The sequence below is a fragment of the Uniformispora flossi genome, assembly GCF_049534875.1.
In the GTDB taxonomy this organism is placed as follows: Bacteria; Actinomycetota; Actinomycetes; order Streptomycetales; family Streptomycetaceae; genus Yinghuangia; species Yinghuangia aomiensis.
In genome coordinates this window covers 132657-153370 of the sequence record NZ_JBMULZ010000002.1, presented here as the reverse complement: position 1 = coordinate 153370, position 20714 = coordinate 132657, and the positions used below count along the sequence as shown (strand labels likewise).

The 20714-nt window shown below is 72.8% G+C and carries 24 protein-coding genes and 1 pseudogene; 10 read left to right on the top strand and 15 right to left on the bottom strand.

Translation table 11 applies throughout. The features are described 5' to 3' along the window. Window positions 1-296 precede the first annotated feature (296 nt). Window positions 297-920, bottom strand: a complete 624-nt coding sequence (locus ACPA54_RS04955) for a hypothetical protein (RefSeq protein WP_423527140.1) — start codon at window positions 918-920, stop codon at window positions 297-299. A gap of 115 nt (window positions 921-1035) precedes the next feature. Further along, window positions 1036-2154: an FAD-dependent oxidoreductase gene (locus tag ACPA54_RS04950; RefSeq protein WP_423527138.1), complete on the bottom strand. Its 1119-nt coding sequence runs from the start codon at window positions 2152-2154 to the stop codon at window positions 1036-1038. Between the two features lie 53 nt (window positions 2155-2207). Between ACPA54_RS04950 and ACPA54_RS04945 the strand changes: the two genes are divergently transcribed. Together ACPA54_RS04945 and ACPA54_RS04940 are read left to right on the top strand one after the other, a co-directional pair. Next, the gene (locus ACPA54_RS04945) at window positions 2208-2930 is read left to right on the top strand and encodes a TetR/AcrR family transcriptional regulator (RefSeq protein WP_423527136.1); all 723 of its coding nucleotides are present in this window, start codon (window positions 2208-2210) and stop codon (window positions 2928-2930) included. Between the two features lie 49 nt (window positions 2931-2979). Beyond that, on the top strand, window positions 2980-3114 hold the full coding sequence (locus ACPA54_RS04940) for a hypothetical protein (protein ID WP_423527134.1): 135 nt from the start codon (window positions 2980-2982) through the stop codon (window positions 3112-3114). Between the two features lie 33 nt (window positions 3115-3147). Here the strand turns inward: ACPA54_RS04940 and ACPA54_RS04935 are convergent, their stop codons facing one another. From ACPA54_RS04935 to ACPA54_RS04920, 4 genes and pseudogenes are all read right to left on the bottom strand, one after another. Beyond that, a complete protein-coding gene (locus ACPA54_RS04935; protein WP_423527132.1) occupies window positions 3148-3612 on the bottom strand; it encodes a VOC family protein in 465 nt (154 codons plus the stop codon). Between the two features lie 114 nt (window positions 3613-3726). Further along, a pseudogene (locus ACPA54_RS04930) lies at window positions 3727-4083 on the bottom strand (DUF6194 family protein); the annotation flags it as partial. Between the two features lie 399 nt (window positions 4084-4482). Further along, window positions 4483-5061 (bottom strand): PASTA domain-containing protein, encoded by a 579-nt coding sequence (locus ACPA54_RS04925; RefSeq protein WP_423527130.1) that lies wholly within the window; start codon window positions 5059-5061, stop codon window positions 4483-4485. Further along, the gene (locus ACPA54_RS04920; protein ID WP_100584537.1) at window positions 5058-5606 is read right to left on the bottom strand and encodes a SigE family RNA polymerase sigma factor; all 549 of its coding nucleotides are present in this window, start codon (window positions 5604-5606) and stop codon (window positions 5058-5060) included. The genes ACPA54_RS04925 and ACPA54_RS04920 overlap by 4 nt, the downstream gene beginning before the upstream one ends. A 258-nt stretch (window positions 5607-5864) precedes the next feature. On the opposite strand from ACPA54_RS04920, the gene ACPA54_RS04915 reads away from it, so the two are divergent. Then, window positions 5865-6134: a hypothetical protein gene (locus tag ACPA54_RS04915; protein ID WP_423527128.1), complete on the top strand. Its 270-nt coding sequence runs from the start codon at window positions 5865-5867 to the stop codon at window positions 6132-6134. Between the two features lie 408 nt (window positions 6135-6542). Here the strand turns inward: ACPA54_RS04915 and ACPA54_RS04910 are convergent, their stop codons facing one another. Beyond that, window positions 6543-7421, bottom strand: coding sequence for an alpha/beta fold hydrolase (locus tag ACPA54_RS04910; protein WP_423527126.1), 879 nt, complete (start codon window positions 7419-7421; stop codon window positions 6543-6545). A 114-nt stretch (window positions 7422-7535) separates the two neighbouring features. On the opposite strand from ACPA54_RS04910, the gene ACPA54_RS04905 reads away from it, so the two are divergent. After that, the gene (locus ACPA54_RS04905; RefSeq protein WP_423527124.1) at window positions 7536-9473 is read left to right on the top strand and encodes an AfsR/SARP family transcriptional regulator; all 1938 of its coding nucleotides are present in this window, start codon (window positions 7536-7538) and stop codon (window positions 9471-9473) included. 134 nt (window positions 9474-9607) lie between these two features. On the opposite strand, the gene ACPA54_RS04900 is transcribed toward ACPA54_RS04905, so the two are convergent. The 3 genes from ACPA54_RS04900 to argJ all read right to left on the bottom strand — a co-directional run bounded on the left by ACPA54_RS04900 (window position 9608) and on the right by argJ (window position 13593). Then, window positions 9608-11218 carry a S1 RNA-binding domain-containing protein gene (locus tag ACPA54_RS04900; protein ID WP_423527123.1) on the bottom strand — a complete coding sequence of 537 codons (1611 nt, stop codon included), beginning with the start codon at window positions 11216-11218 and terminating at the stop codon, window positions 9608-9610. A gap of 265 nt (window positions 11219-11483) precedes the next feature. Next, window positions 11484-12230, bottom strand: coding sequence for an NADP-dependent oxidoreductase (locus ACPA54_RS04895; protein WP_423527121.1), 747 nt, complete (start codon window positions 12228-12230; stop codon window positions 11484-11486). A gap of 151 nt (window positions 12231-12381) precedes the next feature. Further along, window positions 12382-13593: a bifunctional glutamate N-acetyltransferase/amino-acid acetyltransferase ArgJ gene (gene argJ / locus ACPA54_RS04890; RefSeq protein ID WP_423527119.1), complete on the bottom strand. Its 1212-nt coding sequence runs from the start codon at window positions 13591-13593 to the stop codon at window positions 12382-12384. 214 nt (window positions 13594-13807) lie between these two features. Here argJ and ACPA54_RS04885 point away from each other — a divergent pair, with 214 nt between their 5' ends. Further along, window positions 13808-14239 (top strand): hypothetical protein, encoded by a 432-nt coding sequence (locus ACPA54_RS04885; RefSeq protein ID WP_423527117.1) that lies wholly within the window; start codon window positions 13808-13810, stop codon window positions 14237-14239. Window positions 14240-14333: 94 nt separating this feature from the next. Here ACPA54_RS04885 and ACPA54_RS04880 read toward each other — a convergent pair whose 3' ends face one another. Further along, on the bottom strand, window positions 14334-14915 hold the full coding sequence (locus ACPA54_RS04880; protein WP_423527116.1) for a TetR/AcrR family transcriptional regulator: 582 nt from the start codon (window positions 14913-14915) through the stop codon (window positions 14334-14336). A 190-nt stretch (window positions 14916-15105) separates the two neighbouring features. On the opposite strand from ACPA54_RS04880, the gene ACPA54_RS04875 reads away from it, so the two are divergent. From ACPA54_RS04875 to ACPA54_RS04865, 3 genes are all read left to right on the top strand, one after another. Beyond that, entirely contained in the window at window positions 15106-15492 is a 387-nt protein-coding gene (locus ACPA54_RS04875) for a VOC family protein (protein WP_423527114.1), read from the top strand. Between the two features lie 71 nt (window positions 15493-15563). Continuing rightward, on the top strand, window positions 15564-15992 hold the full coding sequence (locus tag ACPA54_RS04870; RefSeq protein ID WP_423527112.1) for a DUF4267 domain-containing protein: 429 nt from the start codon (window positions 15564-15566) through the stop codon (window positions 15990-15992). Window positions 15993-16061: 69 nt separating this feature from the next. Further along, a complete protein-coding gene (locus ACPA54_RS04865; RefSeq protein ID WP_423527111.1) occupies window positions 16062-16280 on the top strand; it encodes a hypothetical protein in 219 nt (72 codons plus the stop codon). 29 nt (window positions 16281-16309) lie between these two features. Here ACPA54_RS04865 and ACPA54_RS04860 read toward each other — a convergent pair whose 3' ends face one another. From ACPA54_RS04860 to ACPA54_RS04845, 4 genes are all read right to left on the bottom strand, one after another. Continuing rightward, on the bottom strand, window positions 16310-17194 hold the full coding sequence (locus ACPA54_RS04860; RefSeq protein ID WP_423527109.1) for an inositol monophosphatase family protein: 885 nt from the start codon (window positions 17192-17194) through the stop codon (window positions 16310-16312). 74 nt (window positions 17195-17268) lie between these two features. After that, entirely contained in the window at window positions 17269-17724 is a 456-nt protein-coding gene (locus ACPA54_RS04855; RefSeq protein ID WP_423527107.1) for a MarR family winged helix-turn-helix transcriptional regulator, read from the bottom strand. Window positions 17725-17812: 88 nt separating this feature from the next. Beyond that, window positions 17813-18343 carry a hypothetical protein gene (locus ACPA54_RS04850; protein ID WP_423527106.1) on the bottom strand — a complete coding sequence of 177 codons (531 nt, stop codon included), beginning with the start codon at window positions 18341-18343 and terminating at the stop codon, window positions 17813-17815. 217 nt (window positions 18344-18560) lie between these two features. Continuing rightward, window positions 18561-19556 (bottom strand): hypothetical protein, encoded by a 996-nt coding sequence (locus ACPA54_RS04845; RefSeq protein WP_423527104.1) that lies wholly within the window; start codon window positions 19554-19556, stop codon window positions 18561-18563. Window positions 19557-19713: 157 nt separating this feature from the next. On the opposite strand from ACPA54_RS04845, the gene ACPA54_RS04840 reads away from it, so the two are divergent. Together ACPA54_RS04840 and ACPA54_RS04835 are read left to right on the top strand one after the other, a co-directional pair. Next, the gene (locus tag ACPA54_RS04840; protein ID WP_423527102.1) at window positions 19714-20154 is read left to right on the top strand and encodes an Lrp/AsnC family transcriptional regulator; all 441 of its coding nucleotides are present in this window, start codon (window positions 19714-19716) and stop codon (window positions 20152-20154) included. Between the two features lie 77 nt (window positions 20155-20231). Then, window positions 20232-20687, top strand: coding sequence for a hypothetical protein (locus ACPA54_RS04835; protein ID WP_423527100.1), 456 nt, complete (start codon window positions 20232-20234; stop codon window positions 20685-20687). The last annotated feature ends 27 nt before the right edge of the window (window positions 20688-20714 follow it).

Genomic DNA, 20714 nt, shown 5'->3' with positions numbered 1-20714 from the left:
GATTCGACCAACCGGTCGCCGTCCCTCCGGAACACTCGCTTGGGCAGCATCTCGGCAATCGCCGCATCCCGCTGCGCTCTCAGCCGCTCCGCTTCGGGACCGGCAGGGCCCGTGACGTGGAACCGGTGCATCGGAAGGCCGAAGGCGTCGACGTCGTCGGGCTGCGGGGCCGCGCGTCCCCGACGGCCTCGGCCTCGTGCGGCATCCGCTCGGGGATCACGACGCACGCGGCACGGTCCGGCGCACCGCACAGGTGCCCCCGTGTCGGAGCGCGCTCCTCCCGTCCCAACGTCGCGTCACCGAACCGCTGCCGGCCCCCCGCGGCCGACGGTATGCAGCGCGGCATCACGCAGCGATTCCACGATGACGGTCCCCGGGTAGTACTTCCGCGGCCACCGGTTGCGGTAGTAGCAGTCCCAGTAGCTGGCCACCTGCTGCCGCGTCCGCTGCAGGAAGGCCGGGTTCGCGGCGAGGAACGCGCCGTACACGTCGTGCTGCGCCGTCCCGGGGATGTCGATGTCGACCAGCCCGTCCCAGATGACGCGCTGGATCTGCGCCACGTACTCGCCGACCAGCCGCACCACGAACGGCACCACCCACGGCTCCGTCAGCGAGACGATCTGCTCGACGTGCCGCTGGCGCACCCGCCCGTCGTGGTGCCGCGAGTAGAGACAGTGGAACACCGTCCGCTGCCGCGCCGAGAACGACGCCGTCAGCGCAGCGTCCGGCTCGTCGTTGTATACGCGCTCGGGGATCGCCACGCCCTCGCCGACGACCTCGACCGAGAACGGCTGCGCAGGGCCGAGCCGGTGCGGCGGCATCGTCGACGCGACCACGAGCACGTCGTCGACGAGGAACCGGGGGAACGCCGCGGCGAAAGCGGCCGTGTGGTCCGTGCGTTCCAGGGGAGCGGATGTCATGCGTGCAGTCTTCCGGACTTCCGGACCCGGGCGGCCGTTTCGCGGGCCTGCCGCGCAGCACGGGACGAGCCGCCCGGCCGAAGACTGATCGCCGCGGTCGACGCAGTCGACGAGCTCAGGACGCGTGCACGTCGTCGAAAACCGCGACGGCCTGCGCCGGGTCCGGTCCCACCAGGCGTTCCAGGCCGGCCGTCGTCATCCGCGCCCACCGCCCGGCACGCTCCCACATCCGTTCCTCGAACGCGCGCACCACCGCGTCCGGGTCGCCGGGCCCGGTGACGATGGCCTCGGCGAGTTCGGCGCCCTCCACCATCGCGAGGTTCGCGCCCGCGCCGAGCGGGGGCATCAGGTGGGCGGCGTCGCCGAGGAGCGTCACGCCGGGGACGTGGGTCCAGGTGTGGGACACCGGCAGGACGTACAGCGCGCGGTGGACGAACCCGGTGCCGCGGCGCAGCAGATCGAGGACGGGGTCCGCCCAGCCGTCGTACATCGCCAGCAGCCGCGACCGCACCGCCTCGGCGGAGGACAGGTCAAGCCCCGCGTGCCAGTCCGCCGGTGCGCGGAACTGGGCGTACACCTTGACGTGGCCGCCGCTGTTGCGCTGCCCGACGAGCGCTTTGTTCACGCCGAACACCACCACCGAGCCGTCGCCGACCAGCCGGGCGAGGTCGGGGTGGCGGGTGTCGACGTCGTCGAGGGAGGCCTCGACGTAGGTGACGCCGGTGTAGCCCGGCCGCGCCGGCGAGACCGCCGGGCGGACCCGGGACCGGGCGCCGTCCGCGCCGACGACGAGGTCGAACGTCTCCTGCCGCCCGTCAGCGAAGTGGACCGCGACGCCGTCCCCGCCCTCGGGCACCACCCGCGTCACGCCGTGGCCCCAGCGGACCTCCAGTGGGCCGAGCAGCAGGTCGCGCAGCTGTCCGCGGTCGATCTCGGGGTTGGCATGGTCGCCGGGACCGGGCTGCCAGTCGCGCAGGACCGTGCCGTTCGGGTCCAGGATGCGCATGGCCTGCCCCTCGGGCCGCGCCAGCTTTCGGAAGTCCGCCAGCAACCCGGCTTTGTCCAGGGCGAGTTGGCCGAGGCCTTGCTGGAGGTCGAGGGTGCCGCCGGGGGGACGGGCGTCGGGGGAGGGGTCGCGTTCCAGGACGGTGACGGGGTGGCCGTGCCGGTGCAGGACGCGGGCGAGGGTCAGTCCGCCCGGGCCGCCGCCGACCACGGCGATGCGCTGTCTCATGGCGATACACTGTATTTTCATGAGACGACGTATCGCAACAGTACGGTGAGGCCATGACTGTCTGGGACCGCCCCGAGCCGCCGACCCGACCCGCACCGCTCGACCGCGAACGCATCGTCGCCGCCGCCCTCGCGCTCGCCGACGAAGGCGGCCTCGCCGAAGTGTCGCTGCGCAAGGTCGCCGCCCGGCTCGACGTCGGCCCGATGCGCCTGTACGGCTACATCGCCACCAAGGAAGAACTGTTCGACCTCATGCTCGACGAGGTCTACGCCGAGATCCTCCCCGCCGACCCGCCCGACGACTGGCGCGAAGCACTGCGGCTGCACGCCCACCGCACCCGGCAGGCCGCGCTGCGCCACGAGTGGCTGGCCGACCTGCTCGGCGGCCGTCCGGCACTGGGCCCCAACGGACTTGCCGTGGCCGAGTCCACGCTGTCCGCGCTCGACGGACTCACCGACGTCGACACCGCGATGCGCGCGGTGGAGACGGTGAGCGCGTACTTCACCGGCGCGATCCGGCGCGAGATCGCGAACCTGCGGGCCGAACGGGAAACAGGCCTGTCCACGCACGAGTGGCAGCGCGCGTCCGGACCGCGCCTGGCGAAGATGCTGGAGACGGGCCGCTTCCCGGCACTGTCGAAGTTGGTGTACGACGGCACGGACATCGAAGCCGACGAGTCGTTCGCGGTCGGCCTGGACTGGGTCCTCGACGCGGTGGCGGCCAAGGTCGCGCCGGAAGCGAAGGAGACGAAAGGGATGAAGGAGACGCAGCAGTGAGGCCCGGTCGGTTCCGGCAGCCCTGTCCGCCATCCCCCCGGAGACCCCGATGACGGCGAACGCCGAGCAGCGCCCTGTCAACCGCGGCGAGGCCACCGTCCGGGACATCCAGGGCAGCTCGCGGACGTACGACAACCACTGCTTCGCCGGCCCGGTCTGGCGCCAGGCCCTCGCCGGGAGTTGAGCCTCGCGGTCCCGGCTCCCGGCGAGCGGCGGTTCAGCTCGCGGAGGCCGGGACGGGGGCCGGGACCGGGTCGACGCCGAACACCCACGGCGCGAGCACGACCACCCAGCCGTCGGGGTCCGTGAAGCAGACGCAACCCCGTTCCGGCCAGTACGGGTTGGCGGCCTCGACGGGCTCGTGCCCGTGCTCCCGCAAGCGCGCGGCGACGTCGCCGACGGCCTCCGCGCCGGCCAGGTACAGGACGAGCTGGTTCTCGGGGTGGGGTTCGGGGATGCGCGGCGGGTTGCCGTGCTGGGTGATCTCCAGGTGGACCGGTGCGCCGGGCAGCCCGATCAGGACGCCGTCGTACCCGGCGTGCCCGTCGTCGCCCCGCCACCGGCCCAGCACCGGGAGGCCGAGCGCGTCTTCGTAGAAGGCGACGACGGCGTCGTAGCGGGCGGTGGGCCGGGCGAAGCGGACCGCACCGACGGGCAGGTGCGAAGGCCATGCGGAAGTCATGGCGATCAACCTACAAGTCGATCATCGACACGCACCCCGGAAGGTTGGCGGACACCGGCCGGCGCGACCCGGATGAGCCTGCGTCCGCTTCCGCCGCGGACCGTACGGCCGTCGTCATGCGGTCGGTTCGGCACGTCGCTCATGACGCACGCGTGCGAGGCGGTGGGCTGCTTGCAGCAGTTCGCGTGTGGACGCTTCGGTGCGCGCGCCCGGGTTGACCACGGCCAGCCAGCCGAGGCTGCCGTAGACGGGGTGCGCGATGACGGTGTCGGTCGCGCCGGCGTCGACCTCGGCGGGCGCCGGTTCACGCGGTGCGTGGCCGGTCCACTCGATGAACGCCTCTTTCCCGGCGGCGATGTTCACGCGGAAGGTGTCCGGCCGGTCCAGGTGCGATGCCTCGTCGCCGGGGGAGTCCTTGGTGACGACCGTCGCGAACGGCTGGGCCGTCGCCGGGATGATGCCGTCGGGCGCGTAGGAGAAGGCCCCGGCCTACCTCTCCCCCAGGGGAAAAGTAACCACCGGGTAGCTTTCGGATAGTCAGAGAACCACCGCAAGCAGATCCGGGAGGCGCTGAAGTTCCGTCCCGCGACACGGGCGGATGAGGACCAGCTGATCATGTGGTTGGCGGACGAGGTGTGTCCGGTCGAGCTGGTGGAGGACCGGCAGCGCGATGCCCTGCGGGCGGAGTGCCGGGCGAGGAAGATCGAGCCGCCGGGCCCACCAGCGGTGGGCCCGGACGATGCCGAGCGAGCTGCGCGGCTGACGGCATCGGAGCCCGCCACCCGCAGCCGTTCCCCCACTCCGGGTGGCTCCCCTGCCCGGCAGGACGGGGCGCCGTCCGCCGGTGCGCGGGCCGAAGGGCCCGGTCGCTCAGGTTCTGCCGGGTTTGCCCGTCGAGACCAGCAGGAGGACGGACGAGCCCGGTGCCACCGGTTCTGCGCCGCCCCGGGGGGCACTGCTGATCACCTGCCCGGCGGGAGCGTTCCAGTCCGTGTGCCGCATGATCGTGCAGCTCAGTCCGAGTCCGCGCAGCAGGCTTCCGGCCTGTTCGACCGGCATGCCGGCCAGGTCCGGCAGCGCGATGCCCGCTCCCGCGGTCTGCTCCTGCTCCCGTGTCGGAGTCGCATCGGCGCTTCCGCTCTTGGGGGTGCCGGTGGCGAGCGGGGTGCACGCCCCGTTCGCCGGTGGGGACAGGGACGGGGAGGCGCCGGGCGCGGGCGGCACGGGCTTCAGCGCGGAGAACCCCATCGTGGCGCCCGCCAGCACGCAGCACGCCGCAGCGGTGCCGAGGAGCGCCCGGCGGGTGCGGCTGCGGCTGGCGACTCGCTCGATCGCGGCCACGTCGAAGACCGGCGCCGTCGGCCCGTCGGCGAAGGAGGCCACCGCGGCACGCAGCTCGGCTTCGAGGCCCGGCTCGAACGGGGCCGGTCCGGACGACGTGGTCCTCACTTCGTACCTCCGAAAGCGGCCGACGGCGTGTGCGGCGCCTGGGCGCCCGATACGGAATCGCGCAGCTTGGCCAGGCCGCGGGCGAGTTGGGACCTCACCGCACTCGAAGAGATGTCCAGGACGTCGGCGACCTGCCGGGCGTCCAGATCGTGCAGGTAGTACAGGACCACCACGCTGCGCATGCCCATCGGCAGCCCGAGCAGTGCCTCGATCAGTTCCGCGCGCAAATCCACCTGCCCGAACCGGTCCCGGGGGTCGGCCGTCTCGGGCACCCCCGACAGCCCGGGGCGCTCGCCCAGGCGCGACAGCCGCCGCCAGCGGTCGTTGGCCAGGTTGACCAGCACTTTGCGCACGTACGCCTCCGGCGAGTCCGCCACCGCGACCTTCCGCCACTGTCGGCACGCCCGCTCCAGCGCCTCCTGCACCAGATCCTCGGCCACGTGCACGTCACCGGTCAGCGCATACGCGGTGCGGAACAACGCTCCCGACCGCTGTGCGACGAACTCCGTGAATCCGTTGCCCGGACCGCTCCTGCGAAACCTCACCCGCCGACCTCCTCTCCTCGTCCCGTCCCGATCACTGCCCCCATGACGGTGGAACGGGGCCGGGTGCTGCACCGAGCCGCCGGCAGTGACGTGAATCACAGCTGGGACGGAAGGGTGTCCCAGGACCTCGCGCCGCTGCCGCCCGGGGCGGGGCCCGGCGTCCCGCGCGGGCGGAGCGGAAGCGGGCTCGGGCTCCGACCGGCGGTCCCGCCCCCGACTCGGCGGGGCGGCGCCGCCGTCTTCGCGTTCTTCGCCGGCATGGCCGAGTCCGAACGCGAGTACATCCGAGAGAAGTCCCTCGAAGGCCAGGCATCCGCCCGCGATCGCAGCCGCCACGGCGGACGCCCCAAGGTCGTCGACAACGACATGGCTGCCTACGCCCGCAGTCTGCGGGCCAACGGTGTGCCCATCCCCGAGATCGCCCGCAAGCTGGTCATCACCGCGGGCAAGAACCAGGGCAAACGCCACTCGGTGGCCACCGTCTACCGCATCCTCGCCGAGGACGATGTCACCGACCCCACGGACTGAGCATCACAGATCGCTACTTTGCCCCTGAGGACAGAGATAGCAGTCCGGGGCCGCGTCACCGCGTGCGAGGCGGAACCTCGCGGAGGCGTTCATCCCGACCTCCATGCACCCCAATTATCGAATTACCGTTAACGACAACACGTTAACGAACCGGAAAACCCCCAAATCAGGGCGAAGCACCTATCTGACCCCCCTCCGCCGGCGTGCAACATAATTCCCGCTATGTTGCGTATTTCGTAACAGCATCCATGGATGGCTGATCTGCGTTACGTAAGTAGGGGGTTCTCCAGGAATCGCTCAGCGCGCGGAGCACCGAGCGGCGGGAGGCCGCGAAACGCTCTCGACGCGTCCCTCGCAAGCACAGGCGCACGCGCACGGAGCGACCGCGGCCCCCGCAGCACGCCCCTGTCAGCGGCGCAGCAGGTCCCGGATCGCCGCCCCGATCTCGTCCGGGGCCTCCTCCGCCATGAAGTGGCCCGCCCGGGTCAGCCGGTGGTCGAGGTCCGGGGCCCACGCCTTCCACACGCCGGCGGCGTCGTAGCCCAGCTGTGCGCCCCAGTCCTGCTGGAGGACCGTGACGGGCATGGCCAGCTGCGACCCGGCGTCCAGGTCCGCCTGGTCGTGCGCGATGTCGATGCCGGCCGAGGCCCGGTAGTCCGCGACGATCGACGGGACGGCCGCGGCGCTCGCGCGCAGGTACTCGGCGCGCACGTCCTCGGGCAAGGCGGCCGGGTCGCCGGCCCAGGCGTCGAGGAACGAGCCGAAGAACACCTCCGCACTGGCGGCGATCATCGCCTCGGGCACGCCGGGCGGCTGCGCCATGAGGAACAGGTGGTAGCCGACCGCCGCCGAGACACCGTGCAGGACGTTCCACATGTCGAGCGTCGGCACCACGTCGAGGATGCCCAGGTGCGTGACGGTCTCGGGATGGTCCAGCCCGGCCCGGAACGCGACCAGGGCGCCGCGGTCGTGGCCGACGAGCGCGAACCGCTCGTGCCCGAGCGCCGCCGCCAGCGCCACGACATCCGCGGCCATGGTCCGCTTCGCATACACCTCGGGACCCGTGGCGGCCGGCTTGTCGCTGGCGCCGTAGCCGCGCAGGTCGGGGCAGATCACCGTGTGCTCGCCGGCGAGCCGCTCGGCGACGTGCCGCCACATCAGGTGCGTCTGGGGAAAGCCGTGCAGGAGAACGAGCGGGCTGCCGCTGCCGCCGACGGCGGCAGCCAGCTCCACACCGTCCGCGCCGGGCACGCGGACGTGGTCGAAGCCGGGAAGAGCGAGCGTCATGTCGGACCGTCCTTGTCGGTCGGGAGTGGCTGACCGGACCAGCGTCGGCGACGGCGATCAGCAGCCGATCAGTACCGTGCGGCGCGACCGGGCCCCGGCACGGAGGATGGGGGCATGCGAATCGACGTCCTCGGTGTGGTGCGGGCCCTGCGCGACGACGGCAGCACCGTCGACCTGGGCGGGCCCCGCCACCGCGAGGTACTCGCCCGGCTCGTCGCCGCCGACGGGCGCACGGTCACCACCGACACCCTCGTCGACGACCTGTGGGCCGACCCGCCCGCCCGCGCCGTGGGCGCGCTGCGGACGTTCGTCGCCGCGCTGCGCCGCGCCCTCGAACCCGACCGGCCGCCCCGCACCCCGCCGCGCCTGATCGTCACCGACGGCCCCGGGTACGCGCTGCGCCTGCCGCGCGACGACGTGGACGTCCAGCGGTTCGAAGACGCCCTGGCCCGCGCCCGCCGCAGCCCCGACACGGTGGCCGGCCTCACCGCGGCACTCGCCGGATGGCGCGGACCCGCGTACGCGGACGTGACCGGTTCCGTGTGGGCGCAGCGCGAGCGGACCCGGCTCGAGGAGCTGCGCTTGGAGGCGGTGGAGCTGCGTGCGCGGATCCTCCTCGATGCGGGCGAAGGAGCCGACCTGGTTGCCGAGTTGGGTGCCCATGTCGCCGAGCACCCGTGGCGTGAGCCGGCCTGGGAGCTGCTGGCCCGCGCGTTGTACCGGGCGGGCCGCCGGGCCGACGCGCTGGCCACGCTGCGCCGCGCCCGCACGATGCTCGTCGACCAGCTCGGACTCGATCCCGGCGCGGGCCTTCGACGGTTGGAGACGGACATCCTCAACGGGTCCGTGCCGTCCGAAGGGACGGAGGCCGGGTGGGGCGGTCCGGGTGTCCGGCTCGGCCCGCGGACCACCGTGGATCTGGCCCGCACCCTCGCACCGGCGGGCGGCGACGCGCTGGTCCGCTCGCGGCGCGACCGGCTCGCCGCGATCCGGGCGGCGCAGCGCACCGGAGACCTGTTCCTGACCGCGCGGATCATCGGTGCCTACGACGTGCCCGCGCTGTGGAGCCGGGCCGACGATCCCGAGCAGTCGCGTGCGGTGGTGACGGCCGCCGAGCGCACGCTTGCCGGGCTGGGCCCGGACGGCCCCGCGGACCTGCGTGCCCGGCTGCTGGCGACGGTCGCCGTGGAGAGCCGTACCGCCGATCTCGCGGAGGGCGAGTTGGTGCGGGCGCGGCAGGCGGCGCGTCAGGCCGAGGAGCTGGCGCGGGAGGTGGCCGATCCCGCGCTGCTGGCGTTCGCCCTCAACGGGGTGTTCCTCCAGTCCTTCACCCGTCCCGGTCTCGCCGCGGTACGGGACCGAACCGGCGTGGAGATCCTCGACGTGGCCACCCGGCACGAGCTGGCGACCTTCGCCGTGCTCGGCCGGCTGATCCGCCTGCAGTCCGCGTCGGCGGTCGGCGACCTCGACGCCGCGGCCGCGCACGCCGATGCCGCCGACCGGCTCGCCGCGGCCACCGAGGCACCGTTGGTCCCGGTCCTGACCGGGTGGTTCCGGGCCCGGGCCGCGGCCGCGCGCAGCACCGAGCCCGGCGGACCGACCGCCGCGACCGTGGCCGCGCAGTACCGCACCGCCGAGGAAGCCCTGCAGGCGGCCGGGATGCCGGGGCTGCACCGCGGCCTGTTCCCGCTTGCGCTCCTGGGACTTCGCCTGCTGCACGACCGGCCCGCGCCGACGGACCCGTACCTCGACTGGGGTCCGTACCGGCCCTGGGCAACGCCTCTCCTCCTGCTCGCCCGGGACCGCGGGGAGGAAGCCCGGGCCGCGTTGGCCGCGCTGCCCGCGCCGCCGCATGACCACATGCAGGAGGCGCTGTGGTGTCTGACCGCCCGTGCCGCGGTACGCCTCGGCGAGCCCGGGATCGCCGCCGAGGCGGCCGCTGCCCTGCGTGACGCCCGCGCGGAAGACGCCGGTGCGGCAAGCGGGATGCTCACCCTGGGCCCGGTCGCGCGGTATCTGGCGGAGGCGGAGGAGTGCGCGGCGGCGGGCTGACCAGGATGGAGTCGACCGCGGGTAAGACGGCCGGCGGGGGGATCGGAACGGATTGTGGCGGTACGGCCGTGATGGGGTTCCGGGTGGGAGGCGGGGGACGGGCTGCACACGGCACGAGCTGCGGCACTCCGGTCTCAGGCACCTCGCGGAGCAGGGCCGCTCCGCACCTGAGCTGTGTCGGGGCGTGCAGGATCGCTGGGGCGTGCAGGATCGCTTGTCGGGGTCGGAGACGACGGTTCGAAACTCGGGTCCGCTCGACGCAGTGACAAGCTGATGCGGCGGTGCTGACGGTCGATCTCGGTGATCCTGACGAGGATCTCGTCGCCTGGTCGGACGATGTCTTCGGGCGACGCGACGTCGTGCGCTGCGAGTTCGGTGAGGGGGACCAGCCCTTCGATGCCCCTGGCCACGCGGACGAAGACGCCGAACGGGACCAGTTTGGTGACGGTGCCGGGGATGACCTGTCCTGTGCGGATGGTGTCGGCCCAGAGCTGCCACGGATCCGGTTGCAGCGCTTTGAGGGAGAGCGCGACTTGTTCGCGTTCCAGGTCCACTCCCAGCACTTCGACGCGGATCTGCTGGTCGACCTGGACGGCTTGGGACGGGTGGTCGATGTGCTCCCAGGTGAGCTCGGGGATGTTGATGAACCCGATGGGTTCGCCTCGCGAGCCCTCCAACTCGACGAACACCCCGAACTGCGGCGTCGCGGCGACCACGCCGGCGCGGATCTCGCCGCGGCGCAGGGTCCGCAGGTACGCCCGGCGTTCGTCGGCGCGCGTCGGGTTCGTCCGCCATCGGGCCCGCACGACGCCGTCGGCGTCGGGCAGCACAGCTGCGAGCAGCGGATGCCGCTCGGCGGGCAGCAAAGGAACCACGGTCGACAGGTCCCCTTGCACAAACGTACGCGCACGGTTGTCCGGGGTGAACATCCACGGCTCGGCGATCCTGGTGAAAACCCGGCCGTTGTGCTGCTGCACGACGAGGAGTTCGAGCCGACCGGCGCGGCTCGGCACAGCGCGAGCGGCGCCGGTTTCGTCGGTGAAGTCCGGCCACGCGGCGAGGCGTGCGCGCGGGGAGAGCTTCGCCCGCACGGTTTCGATGTTGGTGGAGGTGAGGCGGTGCCAGCGTGACGCGTTGCGCACGTAGCACTCTTCCAGCAGCACCCCTGCGTGTTCGTCGGCAAGGCGTGTGAGTCGGGCCCAGAACGCGTCGTCGGCCGCGGGCTGTTCGTCGGCTTGATCGGTTGCCGGGTCGTATGGCGACGTGTCGGTGTGGCTGACACGCACTCCGAGTCCGCGGGCGCGCGCGGCCGCCGCATCGCGGCGGCGGTCGCTGCCGATGTACATGTCGAGGTCGGGTCCGACGTGGACGAAGAATTCGTCGTCAGTGTGCAGGCGGCACCAGGCGCCGATGCGCCGCAACATGGTGCGGACCAGACCCATGGCGACGGCGCTGTGGACACGGGCACCGTCGTGGTAGCCGCGATGGTCTTCCGGGAACAGGCCGGCAAGGCCGTGGTCCTCTGTTCCGCTGTGCGGGTGGAAGTACGCGAACCCGTCCAGCATCGGGTTGTCGATCGTCAGTTCGTCGGCGCCGATGTCGCGGACGAACTCACCCAGCGCACCGAGGCAGGCGGTGACCGCGGCGTCGAGGTCGGGAAAGGCCCCGCGGAGTTCGCGGGGGCGACCGTGCTGGTTGCGGTCGGCGGGGTCGTACGGGGTGATGCGGTAGATGAAGGGCGGCATGTCAGCGCCCCGCGCGGCTCGAAGTTGCCCCGGGGGCCGGTCGCGGGTGGACAGGGGGAGTGATCATCAAAGGAGCGTACTGCGCGGGGCCCAACGGGTCACCGTGGCCGTCGATCCGAGGATCCGAGGCCGCATACGCCGACTCCATGTGAGACCCGGCCGGGCTTGATCTTCGTGTCGGGTCGAAGGACCGTCGCCGGCTGGACACGATGCGGATTTCCCCGCCGGCCGGGCGCATCGACGTCTCGGCAGAAGGGCGCCGGTTTCAGGGGATGATGAGGACCTTTCCGCGGACTCGGCCGGCTTCGCTGAGGCGGTGGACATCCGCGAGGTCGGTCAGCGGGCGGGATGCGCTGATGTCTAGGGTGACGTTCCCTGCGTCGACAAGTGCCACGAGCGCCGCCAGGTGTGTCACATCGTTGCGCGCGACCATGTGCATCGCCGCCACCCCGGATTCGGCGGGTGGTTCGACGGGGGTCGCGATCGAGACGATCCGCCCGCCCGGCCGTACCGCGGATGCCAATGCCGCGGCGTCGTGGGGGCTGAGGGGAACGAGGTTGAGCAGAGTGTCCACCGGGTCGTCGAGCGCGTCCGCGACCGGCTTGGCCGTGTAGTCGATCACGTGGTCCGCCCCGTGGCGCCGAACCGCTTCGGTGCTGCGGGCGCCGGCCGTGGCGATCACCTCGGCGCCGGCATGCTTGGCGAGCTGTACCACGAAGCTGCCGACCCCTCCCCCCGCGCCGTTGACGAGCATGCGCTGACCCGCGGTCACCTTCCCGTGTTCGAAGACGGCCTGCCAGGCTGTCAGGCCGGCCAAGGGAAGGGCCGCGGCGTGGGTGAGAGGCACGGACGCCGGCGCCGGGACCAGCACGGCAACCGGCGCCGCGACATATTCGGCAGCCGCGCCCGCGCGCCGGCGGACGGGCCGGGGGGGCGGCCCACGGTAGCCACCCCTGAGGTCATCCAGGCCGTCCGCGACCCTGCCCGACCCCGGCCGCGCCATCGCCGCCATCGCGAAACTTCTCGGGTCCCGGACGGCACGCCGGCGGTGCCGGCGGTGGCGGTGTGGATCATCCGTCCGCACGATGATCCGCAGGAAAGCTCCGAAGTGACCCGGCCCGGCCCGGCGACCGGCCGGTGTTCCGGTGGACTGCTGGGCGTGGTCAGCTCGTGTAGTCCGCGTTGACGCGGACGTAGCCGGCCGACAAGTCGCAGCCGTACACGGTTGCTTCCCCGTCTGCGATGCCGAGGGTGATGCCGATGTCGACCTGGGGCTGGCGCATGATCGCGGCGAGTGTGTCGAGGGTGCCGGGTGCCGGTTCTTCCGGGTATACCTCGACGTCGCCGAACCGGACGGTGACGTTGCCCGGCACGATGTCGGTGTCGTCGGTGTTCTTGCCGATCGCCATGACCACGCGGCCCCAGTTCGGGTCGGCGCCGTGTACGGCGGTCTTGACCAGGGGCGAGTTCACCACGCTCTTGGCGATGCGTTTGGCCTGGGTGTGGTCGCGGCCGCCGGTGACGGTGACGCGCAGGAGCTTGGTGGCGCCTTCGCCGTCGCGGGCGAGTTGGAGGGTGAGGTCCAGGCACAGGTCGGCGAGTGCGGCGGCGAAGGCGGCCGGGTCGACGGGGCCGGCGGCGCCGTTGGCGATCACCGTCACTGTGTCGGATGTGGAGGTGTCGGTGTCGACGCTCAGGCAGTTGAACGTGCGGTCGACGGCGGTGCGCAGCGCCATGTCCAGGTCGGCGGGCGGCAGTTCGGCGTCGGTGACGAGGTAGGCGAGCATGGTCGCCATGTTCGGTTCGAGCATGCCGACGCCTTTGGCGACGCCGACGATGCGGGCTTGGCCGACGGTGCGTTCGGCGGTTTTGGGTCGGGTGTCGGTGGTCATCATCGCGCGGGCCACGTCCAGGGGTGCGGCGGTGAAGGCGGCGAGGCCGGGTGCGGCGGCGGTGTCGAAGTGGGCGCGGATGGTGTCCATCGGCAGGGGGCGTCCGATGACGCCGGTGGAGCCGATGAGGATTTCGTCGTCGGGGACCTGGGCGATGGCGGCGACGCGGCGGACGACTTCGGCGGCGTTTTCGTGTCCTTGGCGTCCGGTGGCGACGTTGGCGTTCTGTGCGAGTGTGGTGACCGCGCGCAGGCGCTGTCCGGCGGCGTGGGTGCGGCTGAGGACGACGGCGGGTCCGGCGAACAGGCTTTGGGTGAACACGGCCGCGCTGACGGCGGGCCGGTCGGAGACGACGACCGAGATGTCGTCGCCGTGCGCGCGCAGACCGCCGTGCCCGGTGTAGGCGCGGAAGCCTGTCGGCCAGGTCAGCGGGCCCGTGCCGGGCGGGGAGGCCTCCCCAGAGGATGCATGATCATGCGTCATGCGGCATATATTTGCACTCTCGGGTGTGGGGCGTCCATTCCTTATTTACCGCGCCATCTCCTGCGCCCCCGCCGGAGGAAGTACGTCCGAAGTCGGATGTGGGCGGGAAGTTCCGGCGACAGACTCGGGCGTCGGTGTCGACGTGGGAGCGGGGCGGCGCGTGCATGTGGCTCGGCGGAGGAGCAAGGCGGCAGCGGTCACGGGAGGGCTCGCCGTGCTGGCGGGCGTGCTCATCGCGTACGACAGCTTCGGAGGTTCGTCGGATGCCGACGCCGAGCAGGCGGCGCACCGCTGTGCGCCGCTGAGTTCCGACGCATCGGACTTGGCGGCTCGGGTCCGACCCATGGGGCCGCTGGCGTCCGCCACATGGTGCGTCCAGGCCCTCGGCACGCCCGGCACGTCCCGGGTGTCGGTGCCGGGCCCGCACGACTGGGTGTTCTACGGCGTCGTCCGTCTCGCGGACCCCGACGCCGCGGACGCCTGGGGCCCGTGGCAGCCGACCGGCGCACCCGAACTGCTCGAGATGCCTGCCGCGTTGCGAGCGCTCGTCCCCGCGCCCGCCCAGTGGTCGTCCAACGGGGCAGCCGCCTACCTGGACCGATCCTCCGCGACGCTCGTCCTCGCCGGTGTGTCGGCCCCGTCCTGAGTGCCGGCGGCCATGGCCGTCCCTGCCGGGCCGTCCCCCGCAACATCCCGAGGGTTTCCGGCCGCACGTTGGCTGGTGTGGAGCTGCGCGCTGTTCAGGGCGTGGGGTCGGTGAGGTACCGCTGGATCGTGGGTCCGAGCCAGTCCACGATCTCTTCGCGGTCGAGTTCGACGCTGGCAGGGAACCGTAGGACGTAGCGCGTCAGTGCGAGTCCCAGCACGGCCGAGGCGCACAGGGCCGCCCGCGCCGAGGCCTGGTCCGGCGCAGGGCCGACCTTCCGGGCCAGGGGGGTCAACTGGTCGCGCAGCACGCTCTGCATGCGGTCGGCGGCGGTCGGGTCGGTGACGCCGACGCGCATGAGCGCGGTGAGTTCCTCGTTCTCCTCCCACAGGGTGAGGAAGTGGCGCGCCAGCGTGCGGCCGATCGTGTCGTGTGGTTCGACGGGCAGGCTCGGCAGGCGGGGGTCGATCGCGACTGCGGCGACGAACAGGTCGGCTTTGCTGCCGTAGTAGCGCATCACCATCGACGGGTCGATCGTTGCGTCGCGTGCGATGGCTCGGATGGTCGCTTTCTCGTAGCCGTCCGCCGCGAACCGTTCGCGGGCCGCGGCGAGGATCGCGGCGCGGGTGGCGTCGGAACGCCGGGTGGCCTGCTGGTTCTCCGTGCTGCCGGTCATGCCAACGAATGTAGGCCAACGGGTGTTGACAGTCCAGATCCGCCGCCCTACGTTTGCCAACAAACGTTGGCCAACGCTTGTTGGCGTCGTTGGCGGCCGATGGATGGCGACCGCGGTGACCGATGCCCGGCGCCGCACCGCCCGCGGAGCGCCGACTTCGAGCTGATCCCCCCATCCCAAGGAGCCCCCCGTGGCCGTGGCACTGCACCACACCATCGTCCCCGCCCGTGACCCGCAGGCCTCGGCGCGGTTCCTGGCCGGCATCCTCGGCCTGCGTGTCGATCCGCCGATGGCGCACTTCACGCCGGTCGCGCTGGCCAACAGCATCAGCCTGGACTACGACCGACTCGACGCGTTCGAGCCGCACCACTACGCGTTCATGCTCGGCGAGCGGGAGTTCGACGCTGCCCTCGCCCGCCTCCGACGCGGCGGAATCACCCACTACAGCGATCCCGCCTGCCAAGGGATCGGGCGGATCTACCGCAGCACCCACACCGAAGGCCGCAGGGGCACGTACTTCCACGACCCCGACGGGCACCTCATGGAAATCCTCACCCCGGGCGGCGCCGGATCGTGAGGCGGACGCCACCCTCACGGAACACCGCTCCGCACGCCCCTGCCCCGTCCGAACGCCGAAGGAGAAGCACCATGTCGCCGAAGACCCTCAACACCGTCCTGGCCACCGCCACCGCCCTGTTCGCCCTCTATCTCGGGCTGTCCTTCATCCTGGCCCCGGAAACGTCCACGCAGGGCGTCGGCCTACCGAAGTGGCCCGGAGGCGGCGGCGACGGCTACCTCGTCATGAAGGGCACCCGCGAACTCGCGATGGGCCTGGTCGTCGGCATCCTGTTGGTGACGGGCCACCGCCGCGCCCTGGGCTGGGTCCTGCTCATGGAGGCGGTCGCCCCGTTCGGCGACATGATCAACGTCCTGGCCCACCACGGTTCGCTCGCCGCCGGATTGGGCATCCACGGCCTGACCGCGGTGCTGATCACCGGCACCGGCCTGCTGATCCTCCGCGAGACCGGCACGGCCCGCACGGTCCCCGGGCCGGCACCCACCAGGCAGCCCGCCTGACGGCCCATTCCCCCACAGGGTGGCGCGGCCGCATGGCCGGTGTCCGTCGCGGGGCTTCAGTCGTCGAGCGTGATCACGCTCGTGGCGCGTTCCTTCGGCAGCGGTCCCGCCGAGGTTCTCGGTGGCGAGGGCTTGGTCGCCGGCGACGACGGGCCGCATGCGTTCCTCGTACCCGGCGAGCGCCGCCCGGTGGCCGCCGCCCGAGGGCTACGACCTCGACTTCGACGCCTGCTCGCCCTCGGTCTCAAGCCGCTGCCAGACGGCATCGCCCTCATGATCGAGGCGTAGCACGCCCCCGCGTTCCCCGGCCGACGACTCTACGCGCCCGACCGGCGGCGCTCCCCGCTGCGGATGGCCTCGACGAGCGCGGCGTGCGTGTCGGCGTCCGCGGCGGCGATCAGGCCGCCCGTGCTCGTGCCGAAGGGGCGGCCGTCGATACCGGTCACGACGCAGCCCGCCGCCTCGCACATGGCGATCCCCGCAGCGAAGTGGACGCTGCCGCGCAGGTCGCCGCCGTCGGTGACATAACCGGCGCGCTGCCCCGACGCCACCCATGCCACCGCCAGCGTCGTGGAGACCACGCGCGGCCGGAACCGGGCGGCGAACCCCGGCGCGGCCAGCAGGTCGACGCCGCGGAACGCGGGGGCGTGCGGGAACGGCGGGTCGAGGTTCACATCGACCAGGCACGTGCCGGGCGACGGCACCGCCGTCTCGGAAGCGCCGCCGCCCGCAGTTGCCGAAGTGCCGAACGTCGCCGCTGCGCCGCGGCGGACGTACGCGCCGGTCCCGTCCGTCCAGAACACGTCCCCGGTGAACGGGTCGGCGACCGCGGCCGCGGTCGTGCGGTCGCCGGTGCGCAGTGCGACGTTGACCGCGACCGCCAGGTTGCCCGCCGCGTAGTTGAGCGTGCCGCACAGCGGATCGACGAGCCAGCGGCGTTCCGCACGGTCGGCTCCGGTGCGGCCGGATTCCTCGCCGGTGACCGCGTCGTCGGGGCGTGCGCTGCGCAGCAGGTCGACGATGGCCCGTTCGGCCGCCATGTCGGCCGCGGTGGCGAAGTCTCCGGCGCCCTTGTCGACCCGGGACACGTGCGTGCCGCACAGCGACCGGACGATGTCGGCGCCCGCGAGGGCCGCGGTGACGGCCAGCTGCGGGTCGGTCCCGGCACGGGGTGGGGTGCCGGATGCGGTGTTCGTGGTCATGGGACCGGCACCCTAGCCAACCCCCGGCTGCGCCGCCGGGGCTGTGCCGGGCCGGGTGGGTGCATGCACGGTGTTCAGCCGCGTTCCCGGCCGAGTGCGGCCAGCCGGGTGAGGGCCGGCAAGGCGGCGGCGAGGGCGGCGCGTTCCGCGGGTGTGAGTGCGGCCAGCAGCGGGGTCAGGTGGCGGGTGCGGTCCGCGGTGCGGGACCGGCCGATGCCGCGTCCGGCGTCGGTGATGTGCACGAGGACGGCGCGTTTGTCCGTGGGATCCGGGCGGCGCTCCACGAGCCCTTCGCGTTCCAGGCGGGTGACGAGCTGGGTGATGCCCGGCTGTGTCATCTGCTCGGTGCGCAGCAGTTCGGTCAGGCGCAGCGGGCGCTCGGCGGTGGCGAGCGTGTCCAGGACGGACAAGGTGGTGAACGGATGCTGTTCGAGTGCGGGCAGGCGGATGTAGACGCGGTTGAAGTCCTCGATGGCGGCGGTGAACTCGGCGGGGTCGAGGTCGGTGCCGGGCTGGGGGGTGGCGTCCACGCGGTGAATATAGCCGTCGCGGCGGCACCGGCCCGGCGGGGTCGTGCGGGGGCGCGGGTTCGTGTCCGGGTGCCGTCGCCGCGGGCGGTCAGTAGCCGCGGTGTGAGAACGGCTGGCCGCGCCAGTGGAGTCCGGGCGGCAGTGCGGTGGCGGGTGCCGGGGCCGGGTCGGGCGTGGTCTCGGGGACGTCGCCGGTGCGCGGGTCGGCGCCGCGGCCGCTGCCGGGGCAGGTCATGACGGTGAAGGGGGTGGCCGGGGCCGGGTCGAGGGCGTGGACGGGGATCGCCGTCGGGGCCGCTTCTTCGGCGCGTGCCCCTGGGGCCGTCCGACGTCCGGAGGTTTCTTCGGCGGGCGGCGCGGAGCCGTTGTCGTCGGGTTCGACGTCGGGATCGGCGAAGTCCCCTGCCGTGTCCGTCGCCTCGCGTGCGTCCGTGGGCCGGTCCGGGTCGGTGGCCAGGACGGTGCCGCAGTGGGCGCAGCGGACCCGGGCAGGTGCGGTGCGGGCGGCCGGGGTGGCGGGTCTGGCGGTGACGTCGTCGTCCGGTGCGGGGGCCGGGCCGGCGGGCGGGGTGTCGGGGTGGTCGGCCGCGTCGCGGATGTCCAGGGCGATGCTGCTCATGCGGGTGGTTCCCCCCTGTCGCGTCCGCGGAGGAGGCCCGTTCGTCCGGCGGGCCTCGGTGGTGCCGCTGCGCCGACCATAGCCCCCGGGGTGGGCTGCTGTGCAGCCCCTGGCGGGGACGAACGTGCGGGTGACAGCGGACAGTTGCGCGGCGGGCACGGCGGGTGGGTCGGCCCGGGCGGGCCGGTGACGGGAGGGGGCTTGCGGCCGGGTTCGGTCAGGGGGCGGTCTTGGCTGTCTTGCGGGTCTTTCCGGTCGGCGGGGGTGTGGGTTCCGTCTCGGGTTCGGGGTGGGGGTCGATGGCGCGGCGGAGTTGTTCGAGGCGGTAGGGGAGGGGTTCCCAGCCGGGTTGGCCGAGCATGTCGGCGTTGACCTGGACGACGGTGCGGGTGTAGGCGCGGGCGAGGCCGCGGGGCATCAACGGCATTCCGGCGGGCCGGAGTTGGGCTTGGCCTGCGGCGTCGAGGAGGCCGGCGTGATTGCCGCGTACGGAGACCCACAAGGCGGTGGCGGTGCCTTGGACTTCGCGGATGAGGTCCTCGCGGACGGTGAGCCATTGGCGCAGGGCGATGCGGGTGGGGGCGGTCAGGTGGTGGTGTTCGGTGACCGGTGGGGCGATGGAGCGGGCCTGGGGTTTGCGGACGATGGTGACGGTGGCGAGGTCCGCGGTGAGGTCGCGGGTGCGCAGGGCGCACAGTTCGCCGGCGCGGGCGCCGGTGTCGAGGACGACGCCGATGAGGGCGAAGAGGCGGACGCGGCCGGGGTCGGCGCCGGGTCGGTCGGCGCCGGCTTCGAGCCAGCCGTGCAGGAGGGAGCGCTGGCGGGGGCCGACGGGGGTTTTGGGTTCGGGGAGGGCGGGGCGTTCGGGGGCTTCGATGGGGACGGTGCCGGCGCGGGCGAGGATGTCGAGGCAGTCCAGGCGGATGCGGATGCTGGCGTTGGTGGAGGCGGGGCTGCCGGGGGCGGCGCGGGTGCGCAGGTCGCCGCGGGAGGCAAGGGTGACGTACGCGGTGAGGGGGCCGGCTTTGAACAGGTCGGTGAGGGAGTCGCGGGCCTGTTCGGGGAAGCCGTCGGTGTCCAGGGCGCGGCGCAGTTCGCCGGCGACCCAGCGCAGTTGGCGGGCGCGGGCGGGGGAGGTTTCGTCGCGGGCGAGCGCGCGTTGGAGGGCGCGGTCGAGCTGGTCGAGCACGGGCGGGCGGCCTGCGGTCGTCATGGGCATCCAGCGTAGTGGCGCATAACGGGCCGGTCCCGGGGACACGCGAATTGGTCGGTGCCGATCGCGGTTTCCGGCGGCCGGTGGTGGTCCGGTCGTGGTGTCGGGGCGGGGGCGAGCGGGTGGAGAGGCCCGGTCATGCCCTAGGTTGGGGCGCGTGGAGGACCTCGACCGACAGATCGTCCGGCTGCTGGTGCGCGACGGGCGGATGAGCTACACCGATGTGGGCAAGGCCACCGGCCTGTCCACGTCCGCGGCGCACCAGCGGGTACGCAGGCTCGAGCAGCGCGGGGTCATCCGCGGCTACGCGGCCGTGGTGGATTCGGAGGCGCTCGGCTTGCCGCTGACGGCGTTCATCTCCGTCAAACCCATCGACCCCGCGGCCCCCGACGACGCGCCCGAGCGGCTGGCCGGCCTGGACGAAGTGGAGGCCTGCCACAGCGTGGCGGGCGAGGAGAGCTACATCCTCAAGGTGCGGGTCGGCGCCCCGGGCGACCTGGAGACGCTCCTGGCGAAGATCCGTGCGGCGGCGAACGTGTCGACCCGCACGACGGTGGTGCTGAGCACACCGTACGAGGGACGGCCGCCGAACCTGTAGGGGATCGGCGGAGGGTCCGGGCCCTGCGTCGGCGAAATCGGTTGCGGCGCAGGCCGCCTGCCCGGCGATACTCCCGCATGAGCAGAATCGCCGAGGTCGTCGTGCTTGCCTTGCATGCCGACGAGGTCATGGAGCCGCTGACCCGAGACGACGAGGAACGCACCTGGCACGGGCGGTTCGTGCCGATCGCGAGCCAGTTCGGCGGCTCGTTCGCCTACGGGTGGGCCACGGAGTTCATACGGATGCGCAACCGCACCGGTTTGCTGCGGCATCTGGAGTCGCTGCCGTGGCCGTATCCCGGCAGTGTCCAGGTCCTGATCCACGACGAGGAAGACGACTGCTTCGGGCTGTGGATGCTCCAGGACGGCAAGCTGGTGGAAGTTCCGCTCCCGGGCACGGAGCGGTTTCATTCCCCGGCCCCGCCCACCGACGAATTCCCGCCCAGCCCGGGATACCTCATGCGCACCGACCGGGGCGGACCGCTGCCCCGGCAGACCCCGCCGGACCAGCGCGACCCACGCCCGGCCTGGTAGCCGCGGCCGGACGGCGCGCGGCCCCCC

Bases quoted from the DNA above. Each gene is read 5' to 3' on its own strand.
- ACPA54_RS04955 (WP_423527140.1), bottom strand. From the start codon at position 920: ATGACATCCGCTCCCCTGGAACGCACGGACCACACGGCCGCTTTCGCC.
- ACPA54_RS04950 (WP_423527138.1), bottom strand. From the start codon at position 2,154: ATGAGACAGCGCATCGCCGTGGTCGGCGGCGGCCCGGGCGGACTGACC.
- ACPA54_RS04945 (WP_423527136.1), top strand. From the start codon at position 2,208: ATGACTGTCTGGGACCGCCCCGAGCCGCCGACCCGACCCGCACCGCTC.
- ACPA54_RS04940 (WP_423527134.1), top strand. From the start codon at position 2,980: ATGACGGCGAACGCCGAGCAGCGCCCTGTCAACCGCGGCGAGGCCACC.
- ACPA54_RS04935 (WP_423527132.1), bottom strand. From the start codon at position 3,612: ATGACTTCCGCATGGCCTTCGCACCTGCCCGTCGGTGCGGTCCGCTTC.
- ACPA54_RS04915 (WP_423527128.1), top strand. From the start codon at position 5,865: ATGGCCGAGTCCGAACGCGAGTACATCCGAGAGAAGTCCCTCGAAGGC.
- ACPA54_RS04910 (WP_423527126.1), bottom strand. From the start codon at position 7,421: ATGACGCTCGCTCTTCCCGGCTTCGACCACGTCCGCGTGCCCGGCGCG.
- ACPA54_RS04905 (WP_423527124.1), top strand. From the start codon at position 7,536: ATGCGAATCGACGTCCTCGGTGTGGTGCGGGCCCTGCGCGACGACGGC.
- ACPA54_RS04900 (WP_423527123.1), bottom strand. From the start codon at position 11,218: ATGCCGCCCTTCATCTACCGCATCACCCCGTACGACCCCGCCGACCGC.
- ACPA54_RS04895 (WP_423527121.1), bottom strand. From the start codon at position 12,230: ATGGCGGCGATGGCGCGGCCGGGGTCGGGCAGGGTCGCGGACGGCCTG.
- argJ (WP_423527119.1), bottom strand. From the start codon at position 13,593: ATGACGCATGATCATGCATCCTCTGGGGAGGCCTCCCCGCCCGGCACG.
- ACPA54_RS04880 (WP_423527116.1), bottom strand. From the start codon at position 14,915: ATGACCGGCAGCACGGAGAACCAGCAGGCCACCCGGCGTTCCGACGCC.
- ACPA54_RS04870 (WP_423527112.1), top strand. From the start codon at position 15,564: ATGTCGCCGAAGACCCTCAACACCGTCCTGGCCACCGCCACCGCCCTG.
- ACPA54_RS04860 (WP_423527109.1), bottom strand. From the start codon at position 17,194: ATGACCACGAACACCGCATCCGGCACCCCACCCCGTGCCGGGACCGAC.
- ACPA54_RS04850 (WP_423527106.1), bottom strand. From the start codon at position 18,343: ATGAGCAGCATCGCCCTGGACATCCGCGACGCGGCCGACCACCCCGAC.
- ACPA54_RS04845 (WP_423527104.1), bottom strand. From the start codon at position 19,556: ATGACGACCGCAGGCCGCCCGCCCGTGCTCGACCAGCTCGACCGCGCC.
- ACPA54_RS04835 (WP_423527100.1), top strand. From the start codon at position 20,232: ATGAGCAGAATCGCCGAGGTCGTCGTGCTTGCCTTGCATGCCGACGAG.